At 68.5% G+C, this 24,433-nt stretch carries 23 protein-coding genes; 12 read left to right on the top strand and 11 right to left on the bottom strand.

The annotated features are described in order from the left end of the window. Positions 1 to 51: 51 nt before the first annotated feature. Positions 52 to 1,755, bottom strand: a complete 1,704-nt coding sequence (locus tag E0H50_RS11910; protein ID WP_131287105.1) for an FHA domain-containing protein — start codon at positions 1,753 to 1,755, stop codon at positions 52 to 54. Positions 1,756 to 2,213: 458 nt separating this feature from the next. Here E0H50_RS11910 and E0H50_RS11905 point away from each other — a divergent pair, with 458 nt between their 5' ends. Next, on the top strand, positions 2,214 to 4,514 hold the full coding sequence (locus tag E0H50_RS11905; protein ID WP_131287103.1) for a M4 family metallopeptidase: 2,301 nt from the start codon (positions 2,214 to 2,216) through the stop codon (positions 4,512 to 4,514). Positions 4,515 to 4,576: 62 nt separating this feature from the next. Here E0H50_RS11905 and E0H50_RS11900 read toward each other — a convergent pair whose 3' ends face one another. From E0H50_RS11900 to E0H50_RS11890, 3 genes are all read right to left on the bottom strand, one after another. Next, a complete protein-coding gene (locus tag E0H50_RS11900) occupies positions 4,577 to 5,755 on the bottom strand; it encodes an SGNH/GDSL hydrolase family protein (RefSeq protein ID WP_131287101.1) in 1,179 nt (392 codons plus the stop codon). A 162-nt stretch (positions 5,756 to 5,917) separates the two neighbouring features. Next, on the bottom strand, positions 5,918 to 6,607 hold the full coding sequence (locus E0H50_RS11895; protein WP_131287099.1) for an SRPBCC family protein: 690 nt from the start codon (positions 6,605 to 6,607) through the stop codon (positions 5,918 to 5,920). Continuing rightward, entirely contained in the window at positions 6,604 to 7,173 is a 570-nt protein-coding gene (locus tag E0H50_RS11890; RefSeq protein ID WP_131287097.1) for a winged helix-turn-helix domain-containing protein, read from the bottom strand. Before E0H50_RS11890 ends, E0H50_RS11895 begins: the two co-directional genes overlap by 4 nt. Positions 7,174 to 7,374: 201 nt before the next feature. Here E0H50_RS11890 and E0H50_RS11885 point away from each other — a divergent pair, with 201 nt between their 5' ends. The 8 genes from E0H50_RS11885 to E0H50_RS11850 all read left to right on the top strand — a co-directional run bounded on the left by E0H50_RS11885 (position 7,375) and on the right by E0H50_RS11850 (position 16,299). Next, positions 7,375 to 8,292, top strand: coding sequence for a nucleotidyltransferase domain-containing protein (locus tag E0H50_RS11885; protein WP_238150914.1), 918 nt, complete (start codon positions 7,375 to 7,377; stop codon positions 8,290 to 8,292). Positions 8,293 to 8,453: 161 nt separating this feature from the next. Next, positions 8,454 to 10,571 (top strand): alpha-galactosidase, encoded by a 2,118-nt coding sequence (locus E0H50_RS11880; protein ID WP_131287095.1) that lies wholly within the window; start codon positions 8,454 to 8,456, stop codon positions 10,569 to 10,571. Positions 10,572 to 10,707: 136 nt separating this feature from the next. Then, the gene (locus tag E0H50_RS11875) at positions 10,708 to 11,550 is read left to right on the top strand and encodes a carbohydrate ABC transporter permease (RefSeq protein WP_131287093.1); all 843 of its coding nucleotides are present in this window, start codon (positions 10,708 to 10,710) and stop codon (positions 11,548 to 11,550) included. After that, entirely contained in the window at positions 11,547 to 12,425 is an 879-nt protein-coding gene (locus tag E0H50_RS11870; protein WP_131287091.1) for a carbohydrate ABC transporter permease, read from the top strand. The genes E0H50_RS11875 and E0H50_RS11870 overlap by 4 nt, the downstream gene beginning before the upstream one ends. Then, on the top strand, positions 12,425 to 13,777 hold the full coding sequence (locus E0H50_RS11865) for an ABC transporter substrate-binding protein (protein ID WP_238150913.1): 1,353 nt from the start codon (positions 12,425 to 12,427) through the stop codon (positions 13,775 to 13,777). Before E0H50_RS11870 ends, E0H50_RS11865 begins: the two co-directional genes overlap by 1 nt. 182 nt (positions 13,778 to 13,959) lie before the next feature. Next, on the top strand, positions 13,960 to 14,442 hold the full coding sequence (locus E0H50_RS11860) for a DUF1707 SHOCT-like domain-containing protein (protein ID WP_131287087.1): 483 nt from the start codon (positions 13,960 to 13,962) through the stop codon (positions 14,440 to 14,442). Then, the gene (locus E0H50_RS11855; protein ID WP_131287085.1) at positions 14,439 to 14,852 is read left to right on the top strand and encodes a hypothetical protein; all 414 of its coding nucleotides are present in this window, start codon (positions 14,439 to 14,441) and stop codon (positions 14,850 to 14,852) included. Before E0H50_RS11860 ends, E0H50_RS11855 begins: the two co-directional genes overlap by 4 nt. Next, positions 14,845 to 16,299: a multicopper oxidase family protein gene (locus tag E0H50_RS11850; RefSeq protein WP_238150912.1), complete on the top strand. Its 1,455-nt coding sequence runs from the start codon at positions 14,845 to 14,847 to the stop codon at positions 16,297 to 16,299. The genes E0H50_RS11855 and E0H50_RS11850 overlap by 8 nt, the downstream gene beginning before the upstream one ends. Before the next feature lie 4 nt (positions 16,300 to 16,303). Here E0H50_RS11850 and E0H50_RS11845 read toward each other — a convergent pair whose 3' ends face one another. From E0H50_RS11845 to E0H50_RS11820, 6 genes are all read right to left on the bottom strand, one after another. Continuing rightward, entirely contained in the window at positions 16,304 to 16,483 is a 180-nt protein-coding gene (locus E0H50_RS11845) for a hypothetical protein (protein WP_131287083.1), read from the bottom strand. Between the two features lie 83 nt (positions 16,484 to 16,566). Then, complete coding sequence (locus E0H50_RS11840) at positions 16,567 to 17,670, bottom strand: sulfite oxidase (RefSeq protein WP_131287081.1); 1,104 nt, start codon at positions 17,668 to 17,670, stop codon at positions 16,567 to 16,569. A gap of 48 nt (positions 17,671 to 17,718) precedes the next feature. Continuing rightward, positions 17,719 to 18,327: a response regulator transcription factor gene (locus E0H50_RS11835; protein ID WP_131287079.1), complete on the bottom strand. Its 609-nt coding sequence runs from the start codon at positions 18,325 to 18,327 to the stop codon at positions 17,719 to 17,721. 10 nt (positions 18,328 to 18,337) lie between these two features. Next, on the bottom strand, positions 18,338 to 19,471 hold the full coding sequence (locus tag E0H50_RS11830) for a sensor histidine kinase (protein WP_202868111.1): 1,134 nt from the start codon (positions 19,469 to 19,471) through the stop codon (positions 18,338 to 18,340). Between the two features lie 41 nt (positions 19,472 to 19,512). Then, entirely contained in the window at positions 19,513 to 20,247 is a 735-nt protein-coding gene (locus tag E0H50_RS11825; protein WP_131287077.1) for an ABC transporter permease, read from the bottom strand. After that, positions 20,244 to 21,143, bottom strand: coding sequence for an ABC transporter ATP-binding protein (locus E0H50_RS11820; RefSeq protein WP_131287075.1), 900 nt, complete (start codon positions 21,141 to 21,143; stop codon positions 20,244 to 20,246). The genes E0H50_RS11825 and E0H50_RS11820 overlap by 4 nt, the downstream gene beginning before the upstream one ends. A gap of 151 nt (positions 21,144 to 21,294) precedes the next feature. Between E0H50_RS11820 and E0H50_RS11815 the strand changes: the two genes are divergently transcribed. Then, entirely contained in the window at positions 21,295 to 21,786 is a 492-nt protein-coding gene (locus E0H50_RS11815) for a DUF1269 domain-containing protein (protein WP_131287073.1), read from the top strand. 5 nt (positions 21,787 to 21,791) lie between these two features. Here E0H50_RS11815 and E0H50_RS11810 read toward each other — a convergent pair whose 3' ends face one another. Then, positions 21,792 to 22,730: a glucuronyl esterase domain-containing protein gene (locus tag E0H50_RS11810; RefSeq protein WP_131287071.1), complete on the bottom strand. Its 939-nt coding sequence runs from the start codon at positions 22,728 to 22,730 to the stop codon at positions 21,792 to 21,794. A gap of 69 nt (positions 22,731 to 22,799) precedes the next feature. On the opposite strand from E0H50_RS11810, the gene E0H50_RS11805 reads away from it, so the two are divergent. Then, entirely contained in the window at positions 22,800 to 23,708 is a 909-nt protein-coding gene (locus tag E0H50_RS11805) for an aminoglycoside phosphotransferase family protein (protein WP_238150911.1), read from the top strand. 80 nt (positions 23,709 to 23,788) lie between these two features. Then, positions 23,789 to 24,433, top strand: a 645-nt coding sequence (locus tag E0H50_RS11800; RefSeq protein ID WP_131287066.1) for a DUF222 domain-containing protein, incomplete at its 3' end; no start/stop codon positions are given.

The raw sequence follows: 24,433 nt of genomic DNA, 5'->3' as shown, positions 1-24,433 counted from the left end.
GCGGGTGAGGCCGACTATATCAATTTTCGATGTAAGTCGGTGGAGGGGGTGTTAGTTGCTGAGGGTGATCTTGGAGATGGCGAAGCTCGTGGAGCCGGACTTGAACGTGAGCACCGCCGCGGTGGCGCTGTCCGGGAGGTGGCCCTTGAACGTCAGGGTCCCGTGTTCGGTCCCGCCGGGCGCGATCCGGCTCGGCCAGGCGCTGCGTCCGGGGTCGGCCCTCAGCGCGGTGCCGTCGGCGGCGGTGAACGTCGTACCGTCGATCGGGACCGTGATCGCTTCCTTCGACGTGTTGACCAGCTTGACCTCGACGCGGGTGAAATGGCTCGTGTACGTGACGTTTTCGACGGTCATCGTGACGCCGGTGCCAGGTTTCGAGACCGGTTTGATCAGGCGATCCTCGCCGGTCTCGTTGCCGGTCAGATAGCCGCCGACGTACTCCGCGCCCGCAGTCAGCGCGAACCCGCCGACGCCCACGCCTACCAACACCACGGCCACCGCCACCAGAACCGACACATCCAGACGGCCTGGCCGGTGGTACGTCGGACGCGCCGCGTCAACCAGCGCGAGCACCATCGCCACGACAAGGGCGATCCCAGGCGCCACCAGCCACCTGAGCACACCCCCAGGCCCGTCGGCCAGGAACGTGACCACCAGGTTCACGACAATCCCAAGCAAGACGATCGCCCCAGCCACAACCAGCACCCGAGACAACCGCACAGTCCCCACAGCGTCATCACCCGACGCCCGCTCTACCTCGGGAAGCCGATCCTCGCCACGAGACGCCTGATCCGCCCCACGCTGCCCACTCCCTGAGGCTCGCCGCTCCCGCCCAACCGCCCGCACCCCACCGGCAGCCTGCTCGTCACCCGCCCACTCGTCAGCACGTACCCGCTGCTCACCCCGCGCCCGCTGGTCGGCGCCGGGAACGGTTGGGTCGGGCCAGCCTGCGGATTCGTTCCAGTTCGCTTCCGACTGGTCGATCTGCGCGGAGATCTCCCAAGGCGACCGCACCGGCTCCGGATTGTCCGCCGACGGATAAGCCGCCCAAGTCCCACCGTCCCGCCCCCCGTCGTCCCCCACCTCAAACCCAGGAACAACCCCCGCAGCCCCGTACTCCCGACCACCCGCGCTGCCCTCGTACGCACCGGCGTCTGCGAACGGGGTTGCGGCGGGCAGTTCGTCTGCCTGGGAGGGATGGTCGGTGGCGGGTGAGTGGAAAGGGGTTGGTTCGTGCCGGGGTTCCGGTGTGGGGGTGGCGTGGTCGGGTGGGCTCGGTGGTTCGGGCGCGGCGTACGACGGCTCAGGGATCGGTGTGGCGGACTCGGGGACGGCTGGGCTTGTGGGGGCCGGCGGGGCTACCGGTGTGGATGCCGCCAGAGGGGGTGCCGCGGGAGGGGCCGCCGGGGGAGGTGCCGCCGGGGAGGCGGCGGGGGACTCGCCGGGTGATGTGTCTGCGGGGGTGGTGGGTTTGTGGAAGGTGAGGACTGAGCGGCCGATGTGGATTCGGTCGCCGGTGGTGAGAGCGGTGGGGGCGGTGAGGCGGCGGCCGTTGAGGCCGGTGCCGTTGCGGGACTCGTCGTGGAGGGTCCAGGTGGTGCCGTCGCGGCTCAGGCGGGCGTGGATGCGGGAGATCTGGTCGTCCGCCTGCAGCCGGATGTCGGCGTTGGAGGCGCGGCCGATGGTGATCGTGTCGGTCCCGGCCTGCAGCGTCCACTGCTGTTCGCCGAGCGACAGCACGAATTCGGTTTCCACTCACACCCCAGCCGGCGTCGTCCTGATCGCGATCCGGTCCCGCCGCCAGGGTGTCGCACCCCCGCAGCAGCCAACCCGTCTGCGCGATTCTGCCATTCACACCAGCCCCAGACCACCAGCAGACCCTCCCCACCACGGTCCGCAACGACCCCCTCACCCGAACCCGCGGGTGCGCCGACCGTCGTGATGATTCTCAGGTTGGGCCACGTTTGTCAGCGCTAAGTGATGATGACAACGCGGTCAGTTGTCATCGGGGTGCCAACGGCACGACCGCGTCTTGCTCGGGTGCGGGGTCGGACATAGTGTCCGTCCGCGCGATCCATCGGGGCTGGATGGAAAGGGGTCTTCCGGACAGCCGTGCCGAGGGGTAGGCCGGAGGTTCCAGGCGGAGTGGTGCACCGCCTGCAGTCCGGCGAGGCGCAACCCGCCCAGCACCACCTCGCGAAGGGACCACATCCATGGTCTTGTTTCAGCGTTCCCGCAAAGCTGCGGCCGTCATCGGGGTGACCAGCCTCGCAGCGGCTGCTCTCGCCGGGTTCGGGTCGTCGGCCGGTGCGGCGACGAGTGCGGCGCCTCCGCCGCGACCCACACAGGCGCAGTCGAAGGCGTTCGCCGTCGACTCGGCCGCGTCACTCGTGGCGGGCAGGCCGAGTGCCCTGCACGCGTCGAAGGACGACACGTTCATCGCGAAGCCGGTGATCTCGGAGCAGTCCGGTCTGCAGTACGTCCCGTACGAGCGTTCGTACAAGGGTCTCCCGGTCGTCGGTGGTGACTTCGTCGTGGTCACCGACGAGAAGGGGGCCGTGATGTCCACCTCGGTCGCCCAGACCACCGCCGTACCCGAGCTGTCGACGACCGCGAAGGTGACCCCCGCGGCCGCGAAGGCGACGGCGACCAAGCAGTTGAAGAAGGTCGACTCGTCGACCACGCCGACGCTCGCGGTCTACGCCCTGAACGGTACGCCGAAGCTCGCCTGGCAGTCCCGGGTCAGCGGCAGCAACGGTCACGAGCCGTCGAGCCTGTCGGTGTACGTCGACGCGCAGAGCGGCAAGGTGCTCGGTACCAAGGAACACGTGCTGGCCGGCAACGGTACGGCGGTCTACAGCGGGCCCAGCCCGTTGCACCTGGACACCACGCTCTCCGGCAGCACGTACTCGATGAAGGACCCCGGCACCACCAACCTGTCCTGCCAGGACTCGGCGAACAACACCACGTTCTCGGGCCCGGACGACAACTGGGGCAACGGTACGGCGACCAACAAGGAGACCGGCTGCGTCGACGCCCTGTTCGCGGCGCAGACCGAGAAGAAGATGCTGACCGAGTGGCTCGGTCGCAACGGCATGGACGGTAACGGCGGCGCCTGGCCGATCCGGGTCGGCCTGAACGACCAGAACGCGTACTACGACGGCACGCAGGTCCAGATCGGCAAGAACACCGCCGGTGGCTGGATCGGGTCGATGGACGTGGTGGCCCACGAGATGGGTCACGGGATCGACGACCACACGCCGGGCGGGATCTCCGGTAACGGCACCCAGGAGTTCGTCGCCGACACGTTCGGCGCGGCCACCGAGTACTACAGCAACCAGGGCGCGTCGTACGACCCGCCGGACTTCCTGGTCGGCGAAGAGGTGAACCTGGTCGGCCAGGGGCCGATCCGCAACATGTACAACCCGTCGGCGCTCGGCGACCCGAACTGCTACTCGAGCTCGATCCCGGGCACCGAGGTGCACGCCGCGGCCGGTCCGGGTAACCACTGGTTCTACTTGCTGTCCCAGGGCAGCAACGCGAGCCCGGCGAGCCCGACCTGCAACAGCTCGACCGTGACCGGCATCGGCATCCAGAAGGCGATCCGGATCATGTACAACGCGATGCTGATGAAGACCAGCAGCAGCTCGTACCTGAAGTACCGGACCTGGACGCTGACCGCGGCCAAGAACCTGTACCCGGGCAGCTGCACCGAGTTCAACACCGTGAAGGCGGCCTGGGACGCGGTCAGCGTGCCGGCGCAGACGGCCGACCCGACCTGCTCCACGTCGGGTGGCGTCACGGTTACGAACCCGGGCAACAAGACCGGTACGGTCGGTACGGCGATCTCGTCGTTCACGCTGACCGCGACCGGCGGCACCGCGCCGTACACCTGGTCGGCGACCGGTCTGCCGGCCGGTATCACTCTCGGCTCGTCGACCGGCACCGTGTCCGGTACGCCGACCGCGAGCGGCACGTTCAACGTCACCGCGACGGCGACCGCGAGTGCCGGCGGTTCGGGCAGTACGTCGTTCACCTTCACCATCGGCGGTACCGGCGGCTGCTCCGGCCAGAAGCTCGGCAACCCCGGCTTCGAGACCGGTACGGCGGCTCCGTGGTCGGCGTCGGCCGGAGTGATCGACAACAGCACCTCCCAGCCCGCGCGCAGCGGTACCTGGAAGGCCTGGCTGGACGGCTACGGCCAGACGCACACCGACACGCTGAGCCAGTCGGTCGCGATCCCCGCCGGATGCTCGGCGACGCTCTCCTTCTACCTGCACATCGATTCCGCGGAGACCACGTCGTCGACGCAGTACGACAAGCTGACGGTGAAGGCGGGCTCGACCACGCTGGCGACGTACTCGAACCTGAACAAGGCGAGCGGTTACTCGCTCAAGTCGTTCAACCTCTCGTCGTTCGCCGGCCAGACGGTGTCGATCAGCTTCACCGGCACCGAAGACAGCTCCCTGCAGACCTCGTTCGTCATCGACGACACGGGCCTCAACCTGAGCTGACCCCCTGAAAAGAACCCGGCCGCCGCACCTTCGGGGGTGCGGCGGCCGGCCCTTGTTCTGGATCAGTTGAGGGTCATGCGCGGTTCGCCGTTCAGCAGGCCGGTGCCGGCGATGGTGCAGGTGCCGCCGCGGTTCTGGGTGTAGGTCTGGCGGACGCAGGAGCGGAGCGCGAGCTGCGCCCAGTAGTTCGGGTGCAGGGACTCCTGGATGTAGTAGTTCGAACCGACCGTCGTCACCGTGCGGATCTGGTTGATCCACTCGGTCCTGTCGACGGCGGTCGGCTGGGTCCACGAGCTGAGGCCGACCTCCTCGTACAGGCCGACGGTCTTCTCACACAGCCGGCGGCCGTTGAAGGCGGACTGGAGTTCGAGGAGACGGGCGTTGGACAGACCCGACTGGCCGATCGCGGCCCGGACCGTGCTGTTGATCGTGACGAGCGCGGTGCTGTTCGCCCAGTCGGCGTCCGCGTTCCAGAAGCCGCATCCGCCGACGCTCTGCCGGGTGTAACCGGTCTGCCCGTACCGGAATCCGCTGGCGGCCGGGATCGGTGACGGATACGTCTGTACGACGAGATTCCACGAACTGTCGCCGTACCCGGCGTTCCGCATCGCCGTCCGGACGTTCTGGAACGCCGTCGCGATCTTGGCGCGGACCGCCGTGACGTTGCTGCTGGTGAAGTTCGCGACGACGGACGAGTCGTCGCGGCAGTAGTCCGGGTTCCAGGACGGCGAGAGCAGGAAGTCCTGCACGCACTGGGTGACGACCGACGCGAAGTTGAAGTCGTTGCCGCCGATCGACACGACCACCTGCTTGACGTTGTGGGTCGCGGCGAAGGCCTGCAGCATCTTCGCCTGTCCCTGCTTGCCGGCGCCGTCGTCGTAGAAGTCGAGGCCCGGCTTGAAGTCGCTGCCGGTGCCGGTCGTGGTGCGAGCGCCCGAGCAGGCCAGGTTCAGCCCACCGACGCCGCCGCCGACGTACGCCTCGGCGGACAGGCTGCGGTGGCACTTCGGGATCAGCTCGGCGGTGTGCGTCGCGTTGTCGTGGTAGGCGTGCGCACCGAGCGCGTCGGCCGGTGCCTCGGAGTCGTTCGAGCTCCCGGCCCACCGGCCGGCCTCGCCCGAGATGTAGGAGTCCCCAACGGTGACGACGTACGGCGTTCCCGATCCGGGACCGTCGGCGTGCGCCGGGGACGCGACCAGGCCGAGCCCGGTCAAGGAGAGTAGGAGAACTGCTGCTGACACTCGACGACTTCTCGGAGCTTTCATCCGGAAGGCCTCTCTCGCCGGAGTTCGGTGATCTCAGGACCCCCACCAGATCACCGTCGGCAAGAAATGTACTTCCCGGTAACCAAGCCCGGTAGACCGAGAGTGCTGACACCTTTGCGCCCTGTCACCGCCGTGCCGTTACTCCGGGAGCTTGAGCTCCTCCGGATAGCGCTCGGTCCACCACGCACGCCAGCGGGCCTCGAGCGCGTCCTGGTCGGTGTCGCCGTACACCGACAGGATCGCCATCGTGGCGCCGTCGGGCTTCAGGTCGCCGGGCGGGATGTGGCTGAGTACGAGCAAACCGTTGCCCCAGGCATCTACCGTGAGGCCGAGCTGGTGGTCGGAGCGGTACCAGACCTCGCACTTGACGCGCTCACCGATCAGGTCGAGGTCGAAGGCGTCTTCGGCCGGGATCCGGAGGTCCTCGATGGGGGAGACGGCGCCGGTTCCGGAGTAGAACAAGGTACGGCGCGGGTCGCCGGGGTGCCGTTCGACGGCGAAGCGGAGCTGGTGGAGGAACGTGATCCAGCCCTCGGTGACGTCGTCGTAGTACGCCTCCCACTCGGGGTCGGCGCCACGCGGTGCGCGCGTCAGCGTGACCCGGGAACCGCCCTCGACCGGCTCGACCTCGAAGCGGTCGCCGTGGCCGAGTGTCAGCGTCGTACCGTCCTCGGTCGTCTCGGTGAAGTAGATGAGGTCGATCTCCTCTTCCAGGCCACCCTGGGGACCTTCGTACTCCCAGCCGTGCCAGTGCCGGATCTTCTCCTTGTTCCGCAGGGCGTCCCAGACGGCCTCGACCGGCGCCGCGACGGTGACCACGATCTTCATGACTCTCCTTCGGTACGGCGGGGTGCCGGGTGGCCGCCCGCGATCAGCCGGTACGGCCGCCCGTCAGGGCTGTCGAACTCGTCGACCACTTGCTGCAGCGCCGCGGTCAACGCGTCGGTGAATCGGTGGACGTCGCCCGGCTCCGCGAACCGCACCTCGGTCTCGAGCGTGAACGTCAGCAGCCGCTTCCCGTCCGCGTCGGCCGCGGTCTGCATCCGCGCCACGTCCCGCACCGTCCCCGCGGCGACCTCGACCAGGTGCTCGGCGGCGTACTGGTCCTGGATCTGGGTGAACGCACGACCCATGACCCCTGGATCGACGACCAGATCGGCCGCCGCGCGCAGGATCCGCTCGGTGAACCCGCGCCGCTGCCGCTCCTCGACGAGCTCGACCAGGCCGGCCTTCTCCAGTTCGCGCAGGTGGTAGTTCACCCGCTGCCGCGGCAAGTCGAGCGCGGCCGCGAGCTGCGTCGCCGACGACGGCTCCCGCAGCAGTTCGAGCAGCCGCCGCCTGATCGGCGACAACGCCAACCGCACCTTCTCCGGCTCCTCGACATACCGCAGCATGCCCTCAATCTCCACTTGACAGAAAAATTTGTCAAGAGAGTGCTGGACACCCAGGCCATCCCAATTGGAAGCTGCCGGGGCTGCCACGCGGGGAGCCGTCCGGGCGGCGCAATTGTGATGGCCTGGGCGTCCGGGCTCGGGCAGCGCGGGGCGGTGGACTGTGATGGCGGCATGGTCCGCGGGTCGGGCAGCATGGGCGGGGTGGGAGTTCAGGGGCCGCAGTTGCCGGTTGGCACGCAGGTGGTGGTCCGGGTCGCGGCGCCCGACGATCGGGGCGGTACGGCGCAGCGCGGGGCGACCGGGAGGGTCGCCGGCGTGACCCCGGACGGCCGCTACACGGTCCGCCTCGTGGACGGGCGAGAAACCCTGGCTCGGCGCGATCAGCTCAGCCTGCGGACGGCGTACCAGGACGAAGCGATCGAGCTGGACCAGCCGGACGGCGACCGGCTGGTGCGCGAGCACACGATCTACGCCGCGGTCGTCGGGTCCCGCGCCTTCGGGCTGGACACCGACGATTCGGACACCGACACGCGTGGTGTGTACGTCGCCCCGACCGAAGCCTTCTGGTCGCTCGCGAAGCCGCCGACGCACGTCGACGGACCGGAGCCGGAATGGTTCTCGTGGGAGGTCGAGCGGTTCTGTGAACTCGCGCTGAAGTCGAACCCGAACCTCCTCGAGGTCCTGCACTCACCCCTCGTCGTGCAGCAGACACCCCTGGGGGAGGAACTCGTCGGACTCCGTACGGCGTTCCTGTCCCAGCTGGCGTATCAGACGTACTCGGGCTACGTGCTCAGCCAGTTCAAGAAGCTCGAAACGGACTTCCGCCGCGACGGTACGCCGAAGTGGAAGCACGTCATGCACCTGATCCGGCTGCTGCTCTCGGCCCGCGAACTACTGCTCGAAGCAACGCTCGTCGTCGACGTAGGCCCGCACCGCGAACGCCTCCTGGCGGTAAAACGCGGCGAACTCCCCTGGGACGAGGTCGAACGCTGGCGCCTCACGCTCCACGAGGAGCTCGACAAAGCACTGCAACGCACAGTCCTCCCGGCGGCACCGGACGTCACCACCGTCGACACCTGGCTGCGCTCCGTACGCAAGAGAAGCCTCACCGACACGTGACCTGCGGCCCCAAACCGGTTTGGGGAGGGTGGGGGTCACGGCTTTTCCTTCGTTGTAGAGGGCTCTAGAGTATTTACTTAACTTCGTGAAGCATTGACAACGGGGCTGGCGGGGTAAATAGTTCCGTCCTGAAATCAATCAGAAAGCAGAGTGAATCAACAGTGTCGAACATCGAGATTCTGCAGCTTCGCGCCGGTGGTGTCAGCCTGGTGCTCGACTGCTCCGGGCCGGCCCTTCCGTCTGTGCTGCACTGGGGTGCGGATCTGGGCGAGTTGACCGAGAAGGCTCTGCTGGAACTGCGCCGGGGCGCGGGTGTGGTGCAGGACGGGAACGGCCTGGACGAGAACCGTCCGATCGCGATCGTGCCCGAGTACTCGGCCGGCTGGTTCGGCCTCCCGGGCCTGAACGGCCACCGTGACGGTCAGGACTTCTCCGCGAGCTTCACGCTGAACAGCGTCTCCCGGACCGACAACACCGTGCAGATCGACGCCGTCGACGCCGGGCTCGAGCTCCGGCTCACCGTCGAGCTCACGGACTCGGGTCTGGTGCGGACCAAGGCCGACCTGACCAACACCGGCGCGACGCCGTACACGCTCGACGGGCTCTACCTCGCCCTGCCGGTGCCGACCGAGGCGACCGAGTTGCTCGACATGACCGGCCGGCACATCGGCGAGCGGCACCCGCAGCGGCACGCGTTCACGCAGGGCGCCCACATCCGCGACAACCGCCGCGGCCGCACCGGCGCCGACGCCACGCTCCTCCTGCTGGCCGGCACCGAGGGCTTCGGCTTCCGCACCGGCGAGATCTGGGCCGTGCACACCGCCTGGAGCGGCAACCACCGTTCGTACGCGGAGCGCGGCATGAGCGGGTACGGCGTGATCGGCGGTGGCGAACTGCTCCTCCCGGGCGAGGGCCGCCTCCAGCCTGCGGGCACCTACAGCACGCCGTGGATCTACGGCTCGTACGGCGTCGGCCTCGACCAGGTCTCGCACCGCTTCCACGACTTCCTGCGCGCGCGGACCAACCACCCGCAGACCGAGCGTCCCGTCGTACTGAACACCTGGGAGGCCGTGTACTTCGACCTCGACCTGGACAAGCTGAAGTCGCTCGCGGACGCGGCCGCCGAGGTCGGGGCCGAGCGGTTCGTGCTGGACGACGGCTGGTTCCGCGGCCGTCGCGACGACCACGCCGGCCTCGGTGACTGGTACGTCGACGAGGGGATCTGGCCGAAGGGCCTGCACCCGCTCGTCGACCACGTGAAGGGTCTCGGGCTGCAGTTCGGCCTCTGGGTCGAGCCGGAGATGGTGAACCCGGACTCCGACCTGGCCCGCGAGCACCCGGACTGGATCCTGGCCGCCGGCGACCGGATGCCGCCGACCGCACGCCACCAGCAGGGCCTGAACCTCGGCGTCCCGGCGGCGTACGACTACATCCTCGAGCGGCTGGACAGCATCCTGTCCGAGTACGACATCGCGTACCTGAAGTGGGACCACAACCGCGACTTCGTTGACGGCGGCAACCAGCACACGGGTACGGCGGGTATTCACGAGCAGACCCTGGCTGTGTACCGGTTGATCGACGAGCTCAAGCGCCGGCACCCGGGGCTCGAGATCGAGTCCTGCTCGTCGGGTGGCGCCCGTGTGGACCTCGCCATCCTGGAGCGCACCGACCGGATCTGGGGCAGCGACAGCAACGACGCGCTCGAGCGCCAGACGATCCAGCGCTACACGCAGCTGCTGCTGCCGCCGGAGCTGATCGGTTGCCACGTCGGCCCGCCGCGGGCGCACACCACCGGCCGCACGCAGACGCTGTCGTTCCGCGCGATCACCGCGCTGTTCGGGCATTTCGGTATCGAGTGGGACATCGCCTCGGCCAGCTCTGAGGAGCGCGCGGAGCTCAAGGGATGGGTCGCCCTGCACAAGGAGTTGCGGCCGTTGCTGCACACCGGTCGCGTGATCCGCGCCGACCGCGGTCCCGAGGACGTCCTCGTGCACGGTGTCGTCGCGCAGGACGGTCAGCGTGGCGTGTTCAGCGTCGTACAGACGAAGCAGTCGGTGACGTCGGCCGTCGGGCGGGTTCGCCTGCCCGGGCTCGACCCGCAGCGGACGTACCGGATCAGCAAGGTCGCGACGCCCGGGCCCGCGTCGCGATCCACGGCCTGGTCGGCCGACGGCGGCAGCGTGGAGCTGAACGGCGCCGCCCTCGCCTCGGTCGGAGTACTCATGCCCGCGCAATGGCCCGAGAACGCGATCTTGCTGGACGTGACAGCGATCGGGTAAGCCCACTCGATCGCCGACAGACAAGGAGATCCCCGTGACCGCCACCACCAACGCACCACCTGCCAGGAAACGAAGTCACGGGGACTCGGCAGCACCACCAGGGAGACGGCGAAACCTGGGGGACCTGAAGGTCGCGATGATCTTCATCGCCCCGGCGACCCTGGGTTTCGTCGTGTTCTACATCTGGCCGACGCTGCGCGGCGCGTACCTGAGCTTCACCGAGTACAGCCTGCTCGAGGCGCCGAAGTTCAACGGGCTGGCCAACTACGAGCGGATGGTCCAGGACAGCTTCTTCTGGAACGCGCTCGGCGTCACGGTCGAGTACGTCGTGATCAACATCGGGGTGCAGACCGTCCTGGCCGTCGGGATCGCGATGCTGATGTACCGGTTGACGAAATCGATCACGGTCCGCGCGATCGTGCTCGCGCCGTACCTGGTCGCGAACGTCGTCGTCGCGCTGGTCTGGTACTGGATGCTCGACGTGCAGGTCGGCGTCGTGAACACGTTCCTCGGCTGGGTCGGGATCGACCCGGTGGCGTTCTTCGGCGACTCGCACTGGGCGATCCCGACGGTCGCGGGGATCAACGTCTGGCGGCACATGGGGTACACCGCGCTCCTGGTGTTCGCGGGACTCCAGACGATTCCGTCGTACGTCTACGAGGCCGCCGAGGTGGACGGGTCGACCGAGTGGAAGACGTTCTGGCGGATCACGCTGCCGCTGCTGCGGCCTGTTCTGGTGATGGTCCTGGTGGTCACCATGATCGGGTCGTTCCAGATCTTCGACACCGTCGCCGTGACCACGCAGGGCGGTCCGATCAACGCGACCCGGGTCATCTACTACTACATCTACGAACGGGCGTTCACCCGGTTCGACTTCGGGTACGCGTCGGCGATGGCGCTGGTGCTGTTCGCGATCCTCGCGGTCGTGTCGCTGCTCCAGCTGCGGCTGCTGCGGGCGAAGGAGAGTGATCTCGCATGAGAAAGCTCGGCGTTGGCAGGACAGTCGCCTGGGTGATGCTGTTCATTCTTCTCATCGTCACGCTGTTCCCGTTCTACTGGATGTTGCGGACGGCGTTCTCCGACAACACGCAGCTGCCCGGTCACCCGAATTCGCTGCTGCCCGTGGAGACCACGCTCGGCGCGTTCAAGCGGGTGCTCGGACTGTCGACGATCGAGGAGGCGCAGGCGCAGGGCGGTTCCGGTGCGGCCGTGAACTTCTGGCTGTACCTGCGCAACTCGTTGGTGGTGGCAACCATCACGACGGTCTGCCAGGTGTTCTTCAGCGCGATGGCGGCGTACGCGTTCGCCCGGCTGCGCTGGCCCGGGCGGGACAAGGTGTTCGCGTTGTTCCTGGCCGCGCTGATGGTGCCGCCGATCTTCACCACGCTGCCGAACTTCGTGCTGATCAAGAACCTCGGGCTGCTGAACAGCTTCGCCGGCATCATCCTGCCGGGCGCGTTCATGACGCCGTTCGCGATCTTCTTCCTGCGGCAGTTCTTCCTCGGGATCAACCGGGAGCTCGAAGAGGCGGCGATGATCGACGGCGCCGGGCACCGGCGGATCTTCTTCGGGCTGATCATCCCGATGAGCGCGGCGCCGATCGCGACGCTCGCGATCCTGACCTACATCAACTCGTGGAACGACTACTTCTGGCCGTTGCTCGTCGGTCAGCAGGAGAACGTGCGGGTGCTGACGGTCGCGCTCGGGGTGTTCCGGTCGCAGACGCCGCAGGGCGGACCGGACTGGGCCGGCCTGATGGCGGCGACGCTGATCGCGGCGCTGCCGATGATCATCTTGTTCTTGGCGTTCGCCAAGCGGATCACGAACTCCATCGGATTCTCGGGGATCAAATGATGCTCACACGGAGGACCCTGCTGAAGGCAGGACTGGCGAGTCTCGCCGTACCAGCTGTTGCCGCCTGCAACAACGGGGCCGCGGCGCGGGCCGACGGCGAGATCATCTACTGGTTGTGGGACTCGGCGCAGCTGCCGATGTACACCGAGTGCGCGAAGGTGTTCCACGAACAGAACCCGCAGTACTCGGTGAAGATCGAGCAGTACGGCTGGAACGACTACTGGTCGAAGCTCGTCACCGGGTTCATCTCGGACACCGCGCCGGACGTGTTCACCGGGCACTCGTCGAAGTACCCGCTGTTCGCGGACAAGGGGCAGGTGCTGCCGATCGACGACTACGTTGCCCGGGACAACGTTGACCTGGGCATCTACCAGAAGGGTCTGGCGGATCGCTGGATCGGTGCGGACGGCAAGCGGTATGGCCTGCCGAAGGACTGGGACACCGAGGTCTACTTCTACAACAGCGCGTTCACCGAGGCGGCCGGGATCAGTGCCGAGCAGCTCAACTCGATGACGTGGAACCCGAAGGACGGCGGGACGTTCGAGCAGATCGTCCGCCGGCTGACGGTGGACTCCAAGGACCGTCGCGGCGACCAGCCGGGGTTCGACAAGGACAACATCAAGGTCTACGGGCTCGGGTACGCCGACGCCGGCGGTGGTGACGGGCAGACCAGTTGGAGCTGGTACGCCGCGATCAACGGCTGGAAGTACTCCGAGGGCGAGCCGTGGGGGACGAAGTTCTTCTACGGCGACCCGAAGTTCACCGAGACGATCGGGTGGTGGCGTGGGCTCATCACCAAGGGGTACATGCCGACGTACGCGCAGGCGAAGTCCGGCGTGGACGTGACCACCTCGTTCGGGGCGGGCAAGTACGCGATCACCCCGAACGGCTCCTGGATGCTCGGGACGTACGGGACGCTGAAGCAGGTGAAGTCGAAGCTCGCGCGGCTGCCGATCGGGCCGGTCGGCAAGCGGATGTCGATGATGAACGGGCTGGCGGACACCATCTGGGCCGGTACGACGCAGCGGGACGCGTCCTGGGCGTGGGTGAAGTTCCTCGGCTCGCAGACGGCGCAGGACATCGTCGCCAAGGCCGGGGTGGTGTTCCCGGCGGTGGCCGCGAGCATGCCGGCGGCGAAGGCGGCGTTCGCGAAGAGCGGGTGGGATGTCACGCCGTTCCTGGAGCCGGTCGAGGCCGGTGACGTGTTCCCGTACCCGGCCAACCCGAACGCCGCGGACGTGACCGCGGTGATGACACCGGCGATGGAGTCGGTGATGTCGTTCGAGGCCGAACCGTCGTCGCTCGCCAAGGCGAACGACGACGTGAACCAGATCCTCTCCGCGAACACCTGAGGGAACACCTGAGGGTTCACCCTGGGGTGCCCTACGCCCGGGGGAGTACGTCGTACTGCGTCCAGCGGTGCAGTGTGCTCCTCCGGGGGTAGGGGAGGTGTCGCCGCTGAGGCGACGCGGTGGGAGGGGTCCGAAAGACAGTCTTGGTGCCGTTGGAAGAACAACGAGCACCGAGGAGTGTCATGAACGACGAGAGGCCGGGCGGATCGATCCGCATCGGCGACAGTGAGCGTGAGGACGCCGTCCGGCGTCTGGGCGAGCATTACGAAGCCGGCCGGCTGAGCGCGGACGAACACTCCGAGCGCGTCGAGCAGGCACTACAGGCCAAGACGGGTGCGGATCTGGACGGTTTGTTCGCGGACCTGCCGGGCGCACACCAAGCCACCGAGGGCGCCGCAGCTGCTGGCGCCGGAGCCAACGGCCCGGGCGCTGGAACGGGCGCGGGACCGGGCGGTGCCTGGAGTGGGCCGAGGCGGCCGGCGTGGGCCGCGCGTGGGTTCCTGGGGCGGGTGCCGTTCCCGTTGCTGATTCTGCTGGGCGTGGTCGGCGTACTGGCTTCGATCGGGTGTGTGGTGGGTGGCGGGCATCCGCCGGTGCTGCCGCTGCTGCTGATCGTGGCGGGTGTGCTGATCGTGCGGAAGCGGCGGATGGAGCGGCGCGCATGAGGAACGCGTACCGGATCGTCGGGATGCTGATCGCGGTCGCGGTCGTGCTGCAGATCGCGTCGATCGCGCTGGCCGGGTTCACGATCGCGAAGGACGCCGACGACGGCACCTCGATCGGCGCGGACTACAGCAACTTCGGCCAGAGCTACCACAGCATCGCCGGTACGGCGATCGGGCTGCTCGCGCTGGTGTTCCTGATCGTGTCGTTCCTGACCGACGTACCGCGTGGGCGCACGCTGGCCGGGATCGTGGTCGGTCTGGTGGTCGTGCAGTTCCTGCTCGCGGTGGTGTCCTTCGGGGTGCCGGCGCTCGGCCTGCTGCACGGCATCAACGGACTCGCGATCGCCGGTGTGGCGAGTGCGGCCGCCCGGCGCGCCGTCGTACCGAATCAGCCTGTGACCAGTGGCTGACGTCAAGAACCGTCGGTGGGGCCGGCTGGCTGCTCTGGGGGTGACCCTGGCGGTACTCGTACCGCTCGGGTACCTCTGGGCGACCAGCCTGGTCCCGGGAGAGTACAACCCGGCGGAGATGGGGTACGCCGACTACGGCGGCGGACCGTCGATGAATCACGAGCACCACACGATGAGCGGCACGAGCGTCGCCGACCTGACCGGACCCAAGACGGGTACGCCGAACGTGGACGTGACGCTCGTGGCGCGGAAGCAGAAGTTCCAGCTCGCGTCCGGGGAGACGATCGACGGGTACACGGTGAACGGGACGTCGCCCGGTCCGCTGATCCGCGCGCGGGTGGGCGACCTGGTGCAGGTCACGTTCGTGAACGAGTCCGTGAAGGACGGCGCGACGTTGCACTGGCACGGGATCGACGTACCGAACGCCGAGGACGGGGTCGCCGGGGTGACGCAGGACGCCGTACCGGTGGGTGGGAAGCACGTGTACCGGTTCAAGGCCGCGCAGGCGGGGACGTACTGGTACCACTCGCATCAGGTGTCGAGCGACGAGGTCAAGGGCGGTCTGTTCGGTCCGATCGTGATCGCACCGGCCGCGTCCGGCGAGGTCGTCGCGACGATCCACACGTACGACGGGAAGCGCACGATCAACGGGCGCACCGGGACGGAGCAGGTGGATCTCCCGGACGGTACGACGGCACGCGTGCGGGTGATCAACACCGACAACGCGATCCTCCGCGTCGGGCTGCTCGGGACGCCGTACAAGGTGGTCGCCGTCGACGGCCGCGATGTGCACGGGCCGACGGCGGTGACGGCCGCGTATGCGCTGACTGCCGGTGGACGGGTGGATCTCGAGGCGGTAGTGCCGGCCGGTGGGATGCGGCTGGTGGCAGGTACGTCGGCGCTGTCGCTCGGGATCGGGCCGGTCGACCCGCCGAAGGGCGAGCTGCCGGCGCAGACGGTGGATCTGCTGACCTACGGTACGACGGCGCCGATCGGGTTCGACCCGGCGAAGGCGGACCGGAACTTCGAGTACCGGATCGGGCGGCGGCCCGGGTTCCTGGACGGTGTGCCGGGGTTGTGGTGGACGATCAACGGCCACAAGTTCCCCGACGTACCGATGTTCATGGTCGCCGAGGGGGACGTGGTCCGGATGAAGATCTCCAACACCAGCGGTCAGGCGCACCCGATGCATCTGCACGGCCACCACGCCGTCGTCCTGTCCCGCAACGGCGTCGCGGCGACGGGCTCACCGTGGTGGGTCGACACCCTCGAGGTCGGCAACAACGAGACGTACGAGATCGCCTTCGTCGCCGACAACCCCGGCCTCTGGATGGACCACTGCCACAACCTCCCCCACGCCTCCGAAGGCCTCATGACCCACCTCATGTACGAGGGCGTCACCACCCCGTACCGAGTAGGCGGCGACTCCCACAACGAACCGGAGTAGGTGCTCAGGAGGCCTGCTGGAGGGCGGCGAGGTGGGCGCAGGCGGCGTCCAGGGCGGCTCGTTGGGTGGTGTAGGAGCCGTGCCAGAGGGGGTTGTCCGGTTGGGGGTCGCGTTCGTCGTCGACGTCGGCGTACCACTCGTCCGCTGTGCGGAAGATCCGCGCGTGCAACTGGTTGTCGTTCACCGCACCACTCCTGGAGTGAGAACCGTGTACGTCTCCAGGATGTGACTCCGGTACGCCGGAACGTGCCAGCGACACGCGGCGGATCAGGTGACGAGGACGGTGATGCGCTGGGCGGTGTTGTTGCTGAAGCCGCCGCGGTTCCACGGCGCCTCGATGGGTTGTTCGCGACCGCTGGCGTCGTACGCGCGGACGGTGAGGACGTGCTCGCCCGGTGTCGCCTCCCAGTCGAAGGCGAAGGCCCGCCAGGCGAGCTCGTCGTCATCGTTGCTGGGGGCACCCAACTTCGCCTCGTGCCAGTTCACGCCGGCGTCGGTGCTGACCTCGACCCGCTCGATCGGCGCCCAGCCGGACCAGGCCCGGCCGAACAGCGGAACGGTGCCCGCGGCAACGAAGCGGTGGCGGCTCATGAAGTCCGGGAAACCGGGCGGCACGAGCAGCGCCCGCGGCTCGATCCGGGTGACCGCGACGCCTTGGTCGTCGGCGTCCGTGCGGATCCGGTACGCCACCGCGTTCTGGAACCCCTCGAACGCGTGGTCGATCACCTCGATCGACCGCAGCCACTTCACACTCGCCATCCCGTACCAACCGGGTACGACGAGGCGCAGCGGGTACCCGTGCTGCGGCGGCAAGGGCGCTCCGTTCATCTCCCAGGCGATGAGCGCGCCGGAGTCGATCGCCTCCTCCACCGACAACCCACGCTGGTAGTCCTGCTCGACACCGCGCTCCACGCCATGGTCCGCGCCGGTGAACACCACATCCACGGCGTCGGAGCGCAGCCCGGCCAGCCGGAGCAGATCGGCCAGCAGCACGCCCGTCCACTCCGCCGTACCGACCGCCTCCGACAACCACGGCTGACTGATCGGTCGCGGCTGCAGCGTCGCCCGGCCGTTGCCGGCGCACTCCAACGTGACCCGGACGGTACGTCGTCCCATCGCGCGCAGCTCGGTCAGCCCGAACGTGAGCGGTTGCTCGACGCACCCGTCCACGGTGAGCAGCCAGTCGCCCGCATTCGCTGCCGGGATGTCGTAGTGCACCAGCACGTAGTGCAGTCCCGGCGGCGTCACGTCGTACCTCAGGCCCTCCAGCGGCATCCCGTGGTTCCGGGCCGCCAGCTGCAGCTCGTCGGCCGTGATCCCCTCACCCGTGTCCGCCAACCGGCCCCGCACACTGAAATTCTCGATCGACATCGCAGAATCCCCCTCCCCTGAAAGAACAACCCTAGAGGTAGAGACCGGCTACAACCACCCGTTGTCGAGGGCAATGCGCGCGGCTTCGGCCCGGGTCCGGGCGCCGGTCTTGCCGATGGCGGCGGAGAGGTGGTTGCGGACGGTGCCTTCGGACAGGTGCAGTTCCTTGGCGATGTCGGCGACGGTGCCTCCCTCCCGGGCGGCCCGCAGTACGTCGGACTCGCGGCCCGTCAACGGGCTGGTACCGGCCACCAGGGTCTCGGCGGCGAGCGACGGGTCGACCACGCGGAGCCCTTGGTGCACCCGCCGTACGGCGTCCGCCAGCTGGGTCGCGGGCGTGTCCTTGACGACGAACCCGGCCGCGCCGGCCTCCATCGCGCGGCGCAGGTACCCCGGGCGGCCGAACGTGGTCACCATCAGCACCCGCACCCCGGGGACGGCGGTCCGCAGGGCGGCGGCCGCCTCGATACCGTCCAGCCCGGGCATCTCCACGTCGAGGAGCGCGACGTCGGGCCGGGCGCTCTTCGCGGCGTCGATCACCTCGTCGCCGCGACCGACCTCGGACACCACCTCCAGGTCGGGCTCCAGGTCGAGCAACGCGGCGAGCGCACCGCGTACCAGCGCCTGATCGTCAGCGAGCAACAGTCGGATCGTCACAGCCCCATCCTCACAGGCCGACCTTGACAGCCAGGCGGAACCCGCCGCCGGGGGCCTCGCCGACCTGGACGTTCGCGTCGGCCTGGTCGGCCCGTTCCCGCAGCCCGACCAGCCCGTGCCCCGACGTGCTGCCGCCCGGCGTCGGTCCCAGGCCGTCGTCGAGTACTTCGATCTGCGCCGCCGTGATCCGGATCGTGCAGCGCTTCGCGCCGGAGTGCCGTACGACGTTCGTCACGCCCTCGCGCACCACCCAGGCGAACAGCTCGCGGTTCTCCTCCGGTACCTCGTCGACCGTGGTCGGCAGGTCCGCCTTGATCTCGGCGGCCTGCAGCGCGGCCCGCGCCGAGACGAGCTCACCGGCCAGGCTCAGCTCCCGGTACCCGGCGACCGCGGCCCGGACATCGGCCAGCGCGGCCCGGGCCAGGCTCTCGACGTCCGCGACCTCGGCGGCCGCCCGCGCCGGATTCGCCTCGATCAGCTTCCCGGCCAGCTCCGCCTTCACCGTGATGACGGTGAGCGAGTGGCCGAGGATGTCATGCAGGTCGCGGGCGAACCGGTTGCGCTCTTCCTGCACCGCCAGCTCCGCCATGTCCTTGCGGGCGGCGTTCAGCTCGATACTGCGCTGGATCGCCCGTCGCATGCCGAACACGGCCAGAGCGCCGAGGAAGATCGCGAACCCGAAGCTGCCGTCGTCGTTCCAGCCCGGCACCACCCGCATCGCCAGCTCGACGCCGCCGAGCAGCAGCGCGACGACGCCGATCGCGATCCGGAGGTCGAGCGCCATCATCGCGACCGCCGAGATGTACACCAGGCAGGTCAGCGCCTGCTGACCCGCCGACGGCAGCAGCAGGAGGCTCAGGGCGAGCATCCCGGCCAGGTACGCCAGCCGCTGCCAGGTCGGCATGCCGCCGCGGCCGATGCCGACCCAGCGGATCCACCCGAAGAACCCGACGTACGAGAGCGCGAACAGGGCGAGCGTGACCAGCCCGAGGATCCGGGTCGTCCCCTCCCGGTGGACGATCTCCTCGAACGGCTGGGACAGGTAGAACAGCCAGACCGCGGCGGCCAGCCAGCCCCACCGCCCAGGACCTGGGCGGCCGCCGCGCTCGGCGAGCGCGTCCATCAGGGTCGGCGAAGTCTTCACGGTGGTCACGCTATCGCCCGGATCTTCGGTCACGGGACGTGTCAGGCGCGGGCCGTGTCGGCGCGGTACCGGCGGAGCCCGATCATCCCGAGCACGACGGTCCAGCCGATCACTACCAGCAGCGCGTCGGTGTCCACACCGCCCGCCGTCAGCGCACTCCGGGACGTCTGACCGGTCCAGTACGCCGGCGTGAGCTGGGCGATGTGCTTCATGACCGACGGCATCTGGTCGACCGGCAGCCACAGGCCGCCGAAGGCCGCGATCAGCATCGTGCTCAGACCGGTGATCGGCTGCACGCTGTCCGGCTTCGCGATGTACCCGATGACCAGCCCGATCGCCGCGAACGGCAGCGCGCCGAGCCACGACACGAGCGCGACCGTCAGCCACTGCGTGGCGCTCAGGTGCACGTGCCCGAAAGCCATGCCGCACAGGAACACCACGATCAGCGGCGGCACCGCCAGCAGCAGGCTCAGGATGACCTTGTTCACGACGTACGCCTGAGGCTTCAGCGGGGTGAGCCGCAACGTCCGGTTCCAGCCGCCGTCGCGTTCGGCCGCGATCACGCCGCCGCTGCTCATCGCCGCGGACATCGAGCCGAACATCGCCATACTGACCATCACGTACGCGATCGCGGAGATCCCGGCCTCTCCTGCGTCCTGCGGCAACGTCATGCCGAAGATCAGGAAGAGCACCAGCGGCATCAGGATCGAGAAGATCAGCACCCGCCGGTTCCGCAGCGTGCGGCGGATGTCGAAGATCAGGTAGTCGCGGTTCATGCCAGGCTCTCCTCTTGTGCGCTGATGGCCAGTACGGCGTCCTCGAGGTCGGCCGAGGTGACCTCGATGTCGTGGGCCTCGGTGGTGCCCAGCAGGTGCCGCAGGGTGTTGTCGGAATCGGCGCACTGCAGCAGGACCACATCGCCGCGGGTCTCCACGTTCCGTACGCCGGGCAGCGCCGCCAGCGCGGCCAGATCGGCGCCGGGAATCGTGGCGCGGATGGTCCGGCCGGACACGCTCGCCTTGATCTGCGCGGCGGTGCCGTCGGCAACGACCTTGCCGTTGCGCATCAGCACCACGCGGTCGGCGTACGCATCCGCCTCCTCGAGGTAATGCGTCGCGAACAGGACCGTGCGGCCGCGGGCCGTCTCGGCGTGCATCGACGCCCAGAAGTCGCGGCGGGACTCGACGTCCATACCGGTCGTCGGCTCGTCCAGCACGATCAGGTCGGGCTGCGGGATGATCGCCATCGCGAACCGCACCCGCTGCTTCTGGCCGCCGGACAGGCCCTTCATGGTCCGCTTGGTGAGGTCGGCGATCCCGGCCCGCTCGAGTGCCTCCTCGACCGGCATCGGGTCGTGGTGCAGGCCGGCCACCAGGTTCAGGAGTTCGCCGACCTTGGCGTCCTCGATGATCCCGCCGCTCTGCAGCATCACGCCGACCTGCCCGTGGGCGATCGCGTCGGTCGGCGTACCGCCGTACACCTGAACCGTGCCCTGGTCCGGTTTCACCAGCCCGAGCAGCATCTCGATCGTGGTCGACTTCCCGGCGCCGTTCGGCCCCAGCAACGCCACCACCTCACCGGCCCGGATGGTCAGATCCACCCCGGCGACGGCCTGCACGTCCGCATACCTCTTGGTCACACCCCGCAGGCTGACCGCAGTCGTTGTCGTCATACCCAAGAGCTTCGCGAACGACGGCGGGGGAGGCCTGGATCGGCCGTCACCACCCGTCCATGACATCCGTCAGCCCGCGCTCAGGGTCGGACCTCAGGGTTGTTCGGCGGGCTCCGGGGTTGTCAACTGGTGGTTGTGAGGGAGGAGTGGGATGGCGACGTTGACGGTGTGGAAGTTCGAGACCTGGGACGGGGCCAACCAGGCGATCGGGACTCTGGAGAGTCTGGCGAAGCAGAAACTGATCAAGATCCATGACGCGGCGTCGGTGTCGTGGCAGCCGGAGAAGCGGCGGCCGCGAACCCGGCAGGTGCGGAACATGACGGGACCGGGAGCGGTCGGCGGGATGTTCTGGGGGATGTTGTTCGGGACGATCTTCCTGATGCCGTGGGCGGGGGCCGCGATCGGCGCGGCAGCCGGGGCGGTGGCGGGTTCCCTGATCGACGTCGGGATCGACGACGACTTCATCAAGGAGGTCCGTCGGCAGGTGACGCCTGGTACGTCGGCGTTGTTCCTGCTGTCCAGCGAGGAAGTGACCGATCAGGTACGCGCGACCTTCCAGCGCACCCGTCTGCGCGCCAAACTGATCCACACCGACCTGACCGACGACCAGGAAGCTGCCATCCACGAACTGTTCGGGAACTGACTGCTCTACTGTTTCGCGAAGTCCAGAGCGTGCAGCCAGTCCTCTTCGAGGAGATCGTGGGTGCCGGGGCGGAGGTGGTAGCCGATGCCGTTCGGGCCGAAGGCGGGTCGGGCGGCGACGACGGCCAGGTACTCGCCGACCGGGTCGGCCCAGGCGTCGTCCTCGGCGCTGGTGACGTACACGCGGCGTGGGGCGATGCTCGCCAGCAGTTGATCCTGGTCGACGGGCAGTTCGCTCTCGCGGCCGGCGTACGACGAGAACGACGGGACGAACCAGTGCGGGAATCGGCTGGTGATCGCGGCGATGTCCTCCCCGCCTGGGTGCCGGAACAGCGCCGCACCGCAGCAGCCGGAACCGTTCGCGACGGTGACAGCGAACCGCTCGTCCTGCGCACCGGCCCACAGCGCGGCCTTCCCCAGCCGCGAGTGCCCGAGCACGACCGCATTCACCGGATCCACCCCGTCGATACCTCCCGCGATGTCGAGGAGCCGGGACAGTCCCCACGCCCACGCAGCCACGGCGCCCCAGCTCTCAGCCTCGAACAGTGTGCGGACACCACCGCGCGCGTTCGGATCGTCCGGCTCGATCTGCTGGTAGTCGACCGTGAGTACGGCGTACCCAGCCTCCAGCACCGTCGCAGGTGGCGCGTCGTCGGCCTTGAAGGTGAGCGCGACGACCAGGGGCGCGGGGTGCTGCGGGCTCGCACCGGCGGGCAGATGGGTGGTGGTGTCGAGCTCGAGATCGCCCAGCGGGCAGGCGATCACGGCGCGATGGTGCAGCCGATCGAACGTGCCGGTGTCCCGCGAACGCAGTACCAGGTCGGTCAACTCACCGCCCACCGGCGTCGACCCGTAGATCGTGCGCGCGAACTCGCCGAGGACATCGGGCCCGGCTGACGGCAGCGGTGGTACGACGGCGCGCTGCCACGCCTCAGGAAGCTCCACGAAGCAAGCACTATAGGCCCTGCCTCGAAATCGGTTGACCGTACGGCGTCCGGGTGTGAGGGTCGCGCCGTGACGGGTGTTCCGAAGCTGCATGACGACGAGGTGGACATCGACTCCGCGGTGGTGGAGCGATTGCTGGCGGAGCAGTTCCCGCGGTGGGCAGGGCTGCCGGTGCGGGTGATCGAGCGGTCCGGGACCGACAACGTGACCTTCCGCGTGGGCGACGACCTGTCGGTTCGCCTGCCGCGGACGTCGCGGAACCAGGGACAGGTCGAGATGGACCTGACCTGGATGCCACGCCTCGCGCCGCACGTTTCACTGCCGATCCCGGAACCACTGGAGCTCGGCCAACCCTCGGAGATCTATCCCTTCACCTGGGGCGTCTACCGCTGGTTGCCTGGGGCACCGTTCGTCCCATCGGCGGACGACACGCAGGCGGCCCACGACTTGGCTCGCTTCGTGCGGACCCTGCGAGAAGTCGACGCCACCGGCGCGCCGGTCCCCGACGATGACCCCTTCAGCCGCGGTACGCCGCTGGCGCCGCGCGACGCCATGTTCCGCGAGGCGCTGGACGAACTACGGGAACACTTCGACACCGCGCGCGTCCTGGCCGCCTGGGAGGAGTCCTTGGCGGCCGACACCTGGGACGGTCCGCCGTCGTGGATCCACGGCGATCTCATGTCGGGCAACCTGTTGGTTGCTAACGGCAAGCTCTCGGCGGTGATCGACTTCGCCACGGCCCGCGCCGCCGACCCCGCCGGCGACGTACTCCCCGCCTGGTGGATCTTCGAAGGCGAATCCCGAAAGGTCTACCGCGAAGCCCTGGAGGTCGACGAAACCACCTGGCTCCGAGCCCGCGGCTGGGCCCTGTCCCTCGTCATCATTGCAATTCCTTACTACATGACCCGTTTCCCCGATACCCTCCCCAACGGACAGGCCACAGTCACCGACATCCTCTCTACGCAAGGGCCTGCATAAATCTGTGGATAACAGATTCCCTTGAAAATAAGGGGTTCTGGCTTTGAAAACTGTCGGTGGGGGTGTCTAGGCTTTGATGTATGGACAGGCCGCCGGAGTTGATGAGCGACGCCGAACTGGTGCACGCTCTCGACCAGGCCGACGCCGACCTCGCCCGCCTCGAGACCCGCCGGCTGCGACTCATCGCGGCCATGGACAACTCCGGGTACGCCGAACGAGTCGGTGCCCGCGACACGGTCCAATACATTGAATTCCGCTACCGCCTCGACCACACCCGCGCCTACCGCGACGTGAAACTGGCCCGCGCCCTACCCAAGTACGCGGCGGTCACCGCAGCGCTGCCCGATCCCGAACTGGCCGAGGACGGGGAGGCGTCTGAGGTGCCGGTGGTGCGGTTGCGGCCGGCGCAGGCCGAAGCGATCGTGACCGCCCTGGAGAAGGTCCCGACGACCGTGCCGGTCGCCGACCTGGAGTTCGCCGAACAAGAACTGGTCCGCCTCGCCCGCCACCTGGCCCCCGCCGATCTGCGCAAGGCCGCTGAGCAGTCCCGTGACATCCTCGACACCGACGGCCCCGAACCCGACGAACACAAAGCCGCCGCCCGCGAAACCCTCACCCTCAAAGCTGCCGACCACGGCGTGAAGTTCACCGGTTACCTGGCCAACGACAACGCCGAACTGTTCCGCACCCTGATCACCACCGGCGCCCGCCCGCACAAGACCCTC

The sequence above is a fragment of the Kribbella sindirgiensis genome (assembly GCF_004331435.1).
GTDB lineage: Bacteria > Actinomycetota > Actinomycetes > Propionibacteriales > Kribbellaceae > Kribbella > Kribbella sindirgiensis.
The sequence above is the reverse complement of the archived record's forward strand: the minus strand, read 5'-3'. Positions and strand labels throughout refer to the sequence as shown.

Excerpts from the sequence above, each read along its gene's own strand:
- E0H50_RS11855 (WP_131287085.1), top strand. The coding sequence starts at position 14,439 with ATGAGGAACGCGTACCGGATCGTCGGGATGCTGATCGCGGTCGCGGTC.
- E0H50_RS11820 (WP_131287075.1), bottom strand. The coding sequence starts at position 21,143 with ATGACGACAACGACTGCGGTCAGCCTGCGGGGTGTGACCAAGAGGTAT.
- E0H50_RS11870 (WP_131287091.1), top strand. The coding sequence starts at position 11,547 with ATGAGAAAGCTCGGCGTTGGCAGGACAGTCGCCTGGGTGATGCTGTTC.
- E0H50_RS11865 (WP_238150913.1), top strand. The coding sequence starts at position 12,425 with ATGCTCACACGGAGGACCCTGCTGAAGGCAGGACTGGCGAGTCTCGCC.
- E0H50_RS11890 (WP_131287097.1), bottom strand. The coding sequence starts at position 7,173 with ATGCTGCGGTATGTCGAGGAGCCGGAGAAGGTGCGGTTGGCGTTGTCG.
- E0H50_RS11860 (WP_131287087.1), top strand. The coding sequence starts at position 13,960 with ATGAACGACGAGAGGCCGGGCGGATCGATCCGCATCGGCGACAGTGAG.
- E0H50_RS11875 (WP_131287093.1), top strand. The coding sequence starts at position 10,708 with ATGATCTTCATCGCCCCGGCGACCCTGGGTTTCGTCGTGTTCTACATC.
- E0H50_RS11815 (WP_131287073.1), top strand. The coding sequence starts at position 21,295 with ATGGCGACGTTGACGGTGTGGAAGTTCGAGACCTGGGACGGGGCCAAC.
- E0H50_RS11905 (WP_131287103.1), top strand. The coding sequence starts at position 2,214 with ATGGTCTTGTTTCAGCGTTCCCGCAAAGCTGCGGCCGTCATCGGGGTG.
- E0H50_RS11895 (WP_131287099.1), bottom strand. The coding sequence starts at position 6,607 with ATGAAGATCGTGGTCACCGTCGCGGCGCCGGTCGAGGCCGTCTGGGAC.
- E0H50_RS11840 (WP_131287081.1), bottom strand. The coding sequence starts at position 17,670 with ATGTCGATCGAGAATTTCAGTGTGCGGGGCCGGTTGGCGGACACGGGT.
- E0H50_RS11825 (WP_131287077.1), bottom strand. The coding sequence starts at position 20,247 with ATGAACCGCGACTACCTGATCTTCGACATCCGCCGCACGCTGCGGAAC.